The organism is Sphingobacterium thermophilum (assembly GCF_039541675.1).
Taxonomy (GTDB): Bacteria; Bacteroidota; Bacteroidia; order Sphingobacteriales; family Sphingobacteriaceae; genus Sphingobacterium; species Sphingobacterium thermophilum.
Map to the genome: position 1 here is coordinate 35,546 of NZ_BAABGR010000041.1, position 311 is coordinate 35,856.

General features: G+C 38.9%; 1 protein-coding gene. It reads left to right on the forward strand.

Going from position 1 to position 311, the window contains the following annotated elements:
* Nucleotides 1-311, forward strand: a 311-nt coding sequence (locus ABD873_RS13220; protein WP_345069062.1) for a Crp/Fnr family transcriptional regulator, incomplete at both ends; no start/stop codon positions are given.

Below are 311 nucleotides of genomic sequence, written 5' to 3' on the forward strand. Positions count from 1 at the left end.
GAATTTATAGCTTCCCATTTTAGCCGAAAAGTGTTTGCCAAAAATCAAATCATCACACGACAAGGTGAAACAGAAAATTTCCTTTCATTCATCGAAACCGGCATTATTCGGTTCTACATTCCTGATGATGAAAACGAGCTGACTTTCAACTTCAGTTTTGACAAAGAGTTTACTTGTGCCTACGACTCATTCTTGACACAAACGCCATCCGAATACGAATTACAGGCATTGACAGAAACCGTGGTTTGGCAGATTTCCTTTGAGGATTTACAAAAAGTCTATGCTCAAACCAAAGTCGGGAATTATTTGGG